This is a genomic window from Pseudomonas avellanae BPIC 631 (assembly GCF_000444135.1).
In the GTDB taxonomy this organism is placed as follows: Bacteria; Pseudomonadota; Gammaproteobacteria; order Pseudomonadales; family Pseudomonadaceae; genus Aquipseudomonas; species Aquipseudomonas avellanae.
In genome coordinates, this window is the sequence record NZ_ATDK01000570.1 from 1 (window position 1) to 8117 (window position 8117).

The following is an 8117-nucleotide window of genomic DNA, read 5'->3' on the forward strand; positions in this document are numbered from 1 at the left end:
CCGGCCCCTTCAACAAGGGCCGGGCTTTTTTGTTTAGCGCTGAAGCTTACTGCGCCAGGGTCGAACCGATGGTCGGATCCTGGAACACGCGGGTCAGTGCGTCGCTCAGCACGTCACTGACCAGCTTGGTGTTGGTTTCCTGATTCGGCGCCATGCCGAAGCGCTGGTCCAGCGACGCTGCGTAGCGACCGCTGTAGCTACGACCGTTATTACGCACGTCCGCGCGGAACGTCGAGCTGATGGTGGCTTCAGTCACGTACAGGCCTTCTTTTGGCGACTGATACTTCAAGTCCGCCAGGGTCACGGTCAACTGCGGAGCGTTACCGCCCTGCGTAGGCGTAAAGCCCAGCAGGCGCACGGCGGCCTCTGCCTGAGCCTGAAGCTTGGGAACGATGTCGGCACCGGTAACGCTGATGGCGCTGGTTTCCGGGTACATGCCACCGCGTGTGCCCAGCGTCGGGCCAGGGCGGCCATCGACTACGCGTACGACCACCGGCTGACCACGGCCTACTGCCGCAAGCTGCGCGTTGAGCTTGGGCGTGGGGCTGAGTTGTTGCGGGCTGTGGGCACAGCCCACCAGGGTCAAACTGCTTACAGCAAGCAAACCGAACAAAATGCGACGCAGCATGCTCATTTCTCCATGGGCCAGACACTGAATGTGCCGCAGTATAGCGGCCTGTAACAGCCGCTCACCAGAGGCCGCCGACCGTTAAGCGTCGGACATTGGCCGCGCAGCTGGGTTCAGGCAGCCGCTCCTGCAATGATTCAGGCGGCGCAATGTAATCAGGGCGTCACATCCTCGCGGCAGACTCGCCTTCATCGCACAGACGCTCATTCACGTCACAGGAGCTGCGCCATGAATCTGTTCCGGTCCTTGTTCACTGCACGCCACCAGCATCGCCACTACGCCCGCATCGATCAGGCAGGCATCTGCCGCGCCTTCAAGCACTGCGCGCAACGCCCGTCCGGCGTCGAGTGGGTCGAAGTGACAGAGCAACGACTGGGCTGGCTGAATCAGCCACTGCCCGCCAGCGCACGCGCGACGCAGCGTAACGCACGCTCAACGCGCGGCCAGTTGCTCACCGCCTGACCCGATAGCGAATAAAAGTCATTTAAAGCGATCAATTCCTGTCATTTCATCGCTATAATCTTCCCCCGATTATAAGGACGTCTCCTGATCGGGCCTCGCAGCATCGCTAATCGCCGTATTAGCTCCTTCGTACTGCCCACAGAGAGCCGCCCACACAGGTCATTTGCGCACGAGTGTGCTCGATGAAAGGTGAAGAATGCTCGAATCGTATCGAACCTTTCTCACCTGCCAGCGCCTCACTCTTTGTGCTCCTGACTTGCCAGCGCTGTCATCGCAGCCATTTTGAGGTTTGGTTCACGTTCCCAAAAGGACGTGAAAAACGGGTTTCACTACTTCACAAGAGTGTGGCGAGCAAATGAATAGGTACGCGTTTGTAAATGCACCATCAGCGTCTGAACCGGCCCCTTTGAACAGGACTGACCGCGACTGCGCCTCCACAACCGGAGCCTGACGCCATCGACAGGTGCAGTCCCTTGCCGGGCTCCCTGACGATGGTCGAATGGCCTCGCGGGCTTGAAAATGCGTTCATGCTCTCACGATGAACCCTCCCCAAGCCTGACCGGGACCTGCGCTTTAGATGCGAAAAATTGCGAAGAATCGGTCAGGCGATCCTGGCCAGGAAAACGAGGGCAACCTTTTGATCGGTCCCCGCCCACCTGGCATCCAGCCTCAGGATCGTATGCCGTCAATTTGGTGCTGCAGATTTTGGAGACGCGTTAATGGCGCATAACGCAGCAGTCGATGTAGTACTGGTCGGAGCGGGCATCATGAGTGCCACGCTGGCGGTATTGCTCAAGGAGCTCGACCCCGGCCTCAAGCTGGAAGTCGTTGAGCTTATGGATTCCGGTGCTGCGGAGAGTTCCAACCCGTGGAACAACGCCGGCACCGGTCATGCCGGTCTGTGCGAGCTCAATTACACGCCGCCTGCGGCTGATGGCTCCATCGACATCAAGAAAGCCGTGCACATCAATACCCAGTTCGAGGTCTCGAAGCAGTTCTGGGCCTTTCTGGCGCGCAAAGGCACTTTCGGTTCGGCAAAGTCTTTCATCAATCCGGTCCCGCACCTGAGCTTCGTGCAGGGCGAAAACGGCATCTCGTTCCTCAAAACCCGTTTTGAAGCCATGAGCAAGCACCATGCGTTCTCTTCGATGGAATACACCGAAGACAAGGCAACGCTGGCCGAATGGATGCCGCTGATGATGCCCGGCCGTGCTGCAGACGAGAAAATCGCCGCAACGCGCATGTTGAACGGCACTGACGTCAACTTCGGCGCACTGACCAATCAACTGCTCAACCACCTGTCCAGCGCGCCGGATGCGCAGATCAAGTACCGCAGCCGTGTCACCGGCCTGACCCGCAAGGGTGCAGGCTGGACCGTGACGGTCAAGGACGTGAACGGCGGCGGCACGCGTGAGATCGACGCCAAATTCGTGTTCCTCGGCGCAGGCGGTGCGGCATTGGCGCTGCTGCAGATGTCAGGCATCGAAGAGAGCAAGGGTTTTGGCGGCTTCCCGGTCAGTGGCCAGTGGCTGCGTTGCGATAACCCGGAAGTGGTCAAGCATCATCAGGCCAAGGTCTACAGCCAGGCCGCCGTGGGTTCGCCGCCGATGTCGGTGCCGCACCTGGACACTCGCGTGGTCGATGGCAAGAAGTCCCTGTTGTTCGGGCCTTATGCCGGTTTCACCACCAAGTTCCTCAAGCACGGCTCGTTCCTCGACCTGCCGCTCTCGGTACGTGTTGCCAACATCAAACCGATGCTGGCCGTCGCTCGTGACAACATGGACCTGACCAAGTACCTGGTCAGCGAAGTGATGCAATCGATGGAGCAACGCCTGGAATCGCTGCGTCGCTTCTATCCAGAGGCAAAAGCCGAAGACTGGCGCCTGGAAGTGGCGGGGCAACGGGTGCAGATCATCAAGAAAGATGCAAAAAAAGGCGGCGTGCTGCAATTTGGCACCGAGCTGGTTTCTGCGCAGGATGGCTCGCTCGCCGCACTGCTCGGCGCATCGCCCGGCGCTTCGGTCACGGTGTCGATCATGCTGGAGCTGATTGAACGCTGCTTCCCGGAAAAAACCCGCACCGACTGGGCGAGCAAGCTCAACGAGATTTTCCCTGCTCGGGAAAAGATTCTGGAGACCGATGCGCAGCTGTATGAGCGCGTCAGCACCCAGAACGACGAGGCATTGGAACTGGTCGAGAAAAACAGCCAGGAACAGAGCTTCGCCTGACCTGCCCCTTACTGCATGAAAGCGATGTAAACAAAAAGCCCCGCGAGCTCTTCCGAGCCGCGGGGCTTTTTGGTTGCTGATATCAGAGCTTTTGCGACAGCACCGCAATGTGCTCCGGGCCAATCCCGCAGCAACCGCCGATGTGTGTGGCACCGCGCTTGACCCAGTCCGCAGCCCACTGCTGATAACCCTGCGGGTCAAGGTCTTCGCGCAGTTCATCCAGGCCGTCGTTGGCCTTGGCGTCCTTGGGCTGCGGTGGGAACGCATTGGCGTACGCACCAATGGCGATGTCGACGTTCAAAGCTTTGAACACCTCACGTGCCGCATCAATCGCACCGCCGATCACTTCTGGCTGGCTGCAATTGAACAGCAGCGTTGCCACGCCCATTTCGGCGGCAGCCTTTGCCGCATCGGCCACCGGCTCGCCGGAGCGCAGGCGCGGGACGTCGTCGGTGTCTTCATCCTGGAGGGTAAACGATAGCCAGAACGGCTTGCCGTCAGCGGGCAGACCGGCGCGGATCGTTTGCGCCTCAAGAATACAGCTCTGTGTCTCGGCCAGCCACAGATCGACATACGGCGACAACCCGGCCACCAGCGGCTTCAAGACATCAGCGGCCAGTTCCGGCTGGTACAGGTCAGGGCGATAGGAACCGAACAACGGCGGGATGGAACCCGCGACCAGAGCACGCCCACCCGAGGCGTCGGCGCAACCGCGCGCCAATCGCCCAGCCAGCGCCGCCAGTGCCTGACCTTCACGGGCGAAACGCTCTTCGCCAATATGAAAGGGCACCACAGCATAGCTGTTGCTGGTAATGACCTGAGCGCCACTTTCGATATAGGCGGCATGTACCGCACTGACGGCGTCAGGTGCTTCGCTCAAGGCCAGTGCCGACCATTCGGGCTGGCGGAAGGGCGCGCCGCGACGCTGTAGCTCGCGGCCCATGCCGCCATCGAGAATTACAGTTGAGCGCTGGGTCATATATGATCTACTTATATGTATATGAAAAAAACTCATTATGAGTCGGCCTTATATAACGTATTTAATACGCTCCTTTAATCAAACTACAAACCTTTTTTCAGGGGATATCTGTGAATTATCGTGCGCTGCTGGGCATTGGCCTGGTCACTCTGGCTGCCTCCACTCAAGCCCTGGCCGGTGCCACGCTGGATCGCGTGCAGAAAAACAAAGAGCTGGTCAACGTCCTGATGGAAAGTTACCCGCCCTTCTCTTTCCTGAATGACAAGAACGAACTGGACGGTTTCGACGTGGATGTCGCCAAGGCTGTGGCGCAGAAACTGGGCGTCAAGTTGCGCCTCGAAACGCCATCCTGGGACGTCATCGCCGCAGGTCACTGGAGCGGCCGTTACGACATCTGCGTCTGCTCGATGACCCCGAGCAAGGCTCGCGCTGAAGTCTTCAACTTCCCGGTCGAGTATTACGCGTCGCCTGCGGTGATCGTGGTCAACGCTACCGATGACCGCATTCATTCGGCCAAGGACCTGACCGGCAAGAAAGTCGGCCTGACCAGCGCGTCGAGCTACGAAAGCTATCTGAACAAGAACCTGGTCATCGACGGCGCGGAAGACAAGCCGCTGCAGTACCCGTTCGACGACGTGCAAATTGCCCCGTACGACAACGACAACGTGGCCTTTCAAGACCTGGGGCTGGGCGCTGGCAAGCGGCTGGACGCGATACTGACCAATCTGGTGACGGCAAAACCACGCCTGGATCAGGACAAGCGCTTCAAACTGGCGGGCGAAACGCTGTACGAAGACCCCAACTCTGTGGCCATCGAAAAGGACGACCCGGAATGGGACGCCAAGGTTCGCGAGGTCTTCGCCGAGCTCAAGAAAGACGGCACTCTTAGCACGCTGTCGCAAAAGTGGATCGGCGCTGACATCAGCAAATGACTTCTTTCGAGCCCCAACGCCCACCCGAGCAGGCTGATCAAGGCCTGCTTCAACGAGTCTTCGGTTTTCGTACGCGGCTGTACCTGACCTGGCTGGTCATGTTTGTGCTGTTCGCCGGGTTCTTCCTGAGTTTCGATCTGAAGCTTGCGATCATTCTCGACAAACTGCCCAACCTGATCGGCCTGCATCTGGCGCCCAACGGTTTCTTGCAGGGCGCGGCGCTGACGCTGTTTGTGTCGGTGTGCTCGATTGTGGTTTCGGTGCTGCTGGGCTTTGTCACTGCCTTGGCGAGGCTGTCGAACAGCGCCGTGGCGTTTGGTATCGCCAGCTTTTATGCGTCGTTTTTTCGCGGTACGCCGCTACTGATCCAGATTCTGCTGATTTATCTCGGCTTACCGCAACTGGGCATCGTGCCCGGCGCAATCGCGGCGGGGGTTATTGCGCTATCGCTCAACTATGGGGCTTACCTGAGCGAGATCTTTCGGGCGGGCATCATCGGCGTTGCGGCCGGCCAGCGCGAGGCAGCGCTGGCTCTGGCGCTGCGCCCGACGCAGATCTTCTGGCGCGTCACCCTGCCCCAGGCAATGCGCACGATTATCCCGCCGACCACCAACCAGTTCATTTCCATGCTCAAGGATTCGTCACTGATCTCGGTGATGGGCGTCTGGGAAGTGATGTTCCTGGCACAGTCCTATGGCCGGTCCAGCTATCGATACATCGAAATGCTGACCACCGCCGCGGTGCTGTACTGGATCATGTCGATTGGTCTGGAGTTGTTGCAGTCGCGGCTGGAAAAACACTACGGCAAGGCGTATCAGGCGCGTAAATAGCTGCAACTATTGTCCCTACGCTCCGTGATACACACAAGTTCGCTCTTGATTCCGGCCAAAGGCCGTGGGAGCGGACCGGGCGACGCTTCGTTTGTCCGCGAAGGGGGTCGTATAATCGCCGAAAATGCATCGACTAAAACACCGTCTTCGCGAACAAGTTCGCTCACGCCCTCTGGGCAGAAGCTTGGAAGCTCGTTATTCCGGGCGTTCCAGGACGTGTGTATAACGGCTGAGAGTTCCGCGTGGGAATGCAGTTCCGGACGCTCTGCGTCCAGCTCTGGCAATGCGGTGCATTGACACGATAATTACGTATGGGCTTTTTCGATCAGTTCAATGTACTCATCGGCATTGCGCTGGTCCTTGATCAGGGCGATGAAGTCGTTGCCCTGCTGGTCCTTGCCATCGAAGTCATGGCCTGCTTCCTTGAAGAACACCAGAAAGCGCTCGAAATCATTGATGCGCAGGCCACGGTAGGCCTTGATCAGTTTGTGCAGCGACGGCGAGGTGGCATCGTACGGCTCGAAGTCGAGGAACAACTTGATCTGCTCATCGCCAATCTCGTCCCCAATCAACTGCTTCTTATCTTTACGCATTACAGGCTCCAGCTTGTCGCAGACACTTTCACGGGCGGGCAGTTTACCCTCCAGCGAGCGCAGGGCTCAACGCGCATGTGCAGAGGTGGTGTGCAAATCGGCCCAGATGTGGCCGTTGGCGTAGCTGAGGAACTGGCAATAGACTTTTTCATTGCGCAGCAAATCCACCAGCACCCGGTATTGAGACAACGGGTAATACAGCGTCAGGGTCCGGGAAGCCTCGTCGTAGGTCGGCTTTTTCAGGCTTTTGCTTTCGCCGCCATCAAAGTGCACAAGCACCTGTGAAATGGATTCGCCCTTGTTCAGCGACTTGCCCTTGAGGCGCAACGACAGGGGGGAAGTGACCGGAATCGGCTGCTGGCTGGATTGCCTCTGATTACCGGCAACGATGGTGTATTCGGTGACCTGCATCAACTGTTGCTGTTCCGGCGCCCCCTCACGCAGGCTCAGGTCGTCGGGCGGCAGGTATTGGTCGTGCATGGGGCCTACCGATACCGGCGCAGGCGGTGCAGCGACGGTCAGGCCAGACAACAGCACCAACGCCAGAGCGCCGGGGATCAGTAACTTCATTGAGGGTTTCCAGGTAATTGCGAATTGACGACCGCCCCCTTTTGCAGAAGCGGCCGTCAGAATGCCTTACATCCCCTTGACCGCATAGATGCCCGCTGCATTACGCCAGTAGCCTTTGTAGTCCATGCCGAAACCGAAGATGTAACGGTCGATGCACGGCAGACCGACGTAGTCGGCTTTCAGGTCCGGGCGGGCCTTGCGGTCGTGATCTTTATCGATCAGTACAGCGGTGTGCACAGCGCGCGCACCGGCGTGTTTACAGAAGTCGATGATCGCGCCCAGGGTGTGACCCTCATCGAGGATGTCGTCGATGATCAGCACGTCACGGTCGATGAACGACACTTCAGGCTTGGCTTTCCAGAACAGATCGCCGCCCGTGGTTTCGTTGCGGTAGCGCGTCGCGTGCAGGTAAGACGCTTCCAGCGGGAAGTTCAGGTGAGTCAGCAGTTTGCCCGAGAAAATCAGGCCGCCGTTCATCACGCAGAACACAACCGGGTTGCGGTCGGCCAGTTCGGCATTGATCTGCGCGCCGACGCGGGCAATGGCAGCATCCACTTCAGCCTCGGTGTACAGGCAGTCAGCTTCGCGCATGATTTGACGGATGTGCTCGAGATCAGCGGACATGACGCTCTCCAGGTAGGGCAGTTGAAGAAAAGCGGGCAAAGGTACGCATCCGCTCAAGCCAGAGCAAGCGATTCTGGATTAACGTTGCGAGTGTCTTCTAAAAGCCGCGAACGTCCAGGCTTCGAGACAATACTGCACGCGCGGTAAGACAGTAACAGTTGAATAGATTAATCTAGTGTACTGTTTTCGAAAAAATCAGCCACCAACTAACGGAAAATTCAAATCTTATCAATAGCTTAGCTTGCAGGTTATGGGTAACTTATTTCGAAAA

At 58.3% G+C, this 8117-nt stretch carries 9 protein-coding genes; 4 read left to right on the plus strand and 5 right to left on the minus strand.

What is annotated here, in order from left to right:
- Positions 1-46: 46 nt before the first annotated feature.
- Positions 47-628 (minus strand): YajG family lipoprotein, encoded by a 582-nt coding sequence (locus DW49_RS0126425; RefSeq protein WP_003379235.1) that lies wholly within the window; start codon positions 626-628, stop codon positions 47-49.
- 228 nt (positions 629-856) lie between these two features.
- Between DW49_RS0126425 and DW49_RS0126430 the strand changes: the two genes are divergently transcribed.
- Positions 857-1090 (plus strand): hypothetical protein, encoded by a 234-nt coding sequence (locus tag DW49_RS0126430; protein ID WP_005615231.1) that lies wholly within the window; start codon positions 857-859, stop codon positions 1088-1090.
- A gap of 719 nt (positions 1091-1809) precedes the next feature.
- Positions 1810-3318 carry a malate dehydrogenase (quinone) gene (gene mqo, locus DW49_RS0126435; RefSeq protein WP_005615230.1) on the plus strand — a complete coding sequence of 503 codons (1509 nt, stop codon included), beginning with the start codon at positions 1810-1812 and terminating at the stop codon, positions 3316-3318.
- An 82-nt stretch (positions 3319-3400) separates the two neighbouring features.
- On the opposite strand, the gene DW49_RS0126440 is transcribed toward mqo, so the two are convergent.
- On the minus strand, positions 3401-4297 hold the full coding sequence (locus tag DW49_RS0126440) for a homocysteine S-methyltransferase family protein (RefSeq protein ID WP_005615229.1): 897 nt from the start codon (positions 4295-4297) through the stop codon (positions 3401-3403).
- A gap of 110 nt (positions 4298-4407) precedes the next feature.
- Between DW49_RS0126440 and DW49_RS0126445 the strand changes: the two genes are divergently transcribed.
- Both DW49_RS0126445 and DW49_RS0126450 read left to right on the plus strand, forming a co-directional pair.
- Positions 4408-5229 carry an ABC transporter substrate-binding protein gene (locus tag DW49_RS0126445; protein ID WP_005615228.1) on the plus strand — a complete coding sequence of 274 codons (822 nt, stop codon included), beginning with the start codon at positions 4408-4410 and terminating at the stop codon, positions 5227-5229.
- The gene (locus DW49_RS0126450) at positions 5226-6059 is read left to right on the plus strand and encodes an amino acid ABC transporter permease (protein ID WP_005615227.1); all 834 of its coding nucleotides are present in this window, start codon (positions 5226-5228) and stop codon (positions 6057-6059) included. The genes DW49_RS0126445 and DW49_RS0126450 overlap by 4 nt, the downstream gene beginning before the upstream one ends.
- Positions 6060-6364: 305 nt before the next feature.
- On the opposite strand, the gene DW49_RS0126455 is transcribed toward DW49_RS0126450, so the two are convergent.
- From DW49_RS0126455 to DW49_RS0126465, 3 genes are all read right to left on the minus strand, one after another.
- Entirely contained in the window at positions 6365-6652 is a 288-nt protein-coding gene (locus DW49_RS0126455; protein ID WP_005615226.1) for a PA4642 family protein, read from the minus strand.
- A gap of 66 nt (positions 6653-6718) precedes the next feature.
- Positions 6719-7222 carry a hypothetical protein gene (locus DW49_RS0126460; protein ID WP_005615225.1) on the minus strand — a complete coding sequence of 168 codons (504 nt, stop codon included), beginning with the start codon at positions 7220-7222 and terminating at the stop codon, positions 6719-6721.
- Positions 7223-7288: 66 nt separating this feature from the next.
- Positions 7289-7846, minus strand: a complete 558-nt coding sequence (locus tag DW49_RS0126465) for a hypoxanthine-guanine phosphoribosyltransferase (protein ID WP_005615224.1) — start codon at positions 7844-7846, stop codon at positions 7289-7291.
- Between the last annotated feature and the right edge of the window lie 271 nt (positions 7847-8117).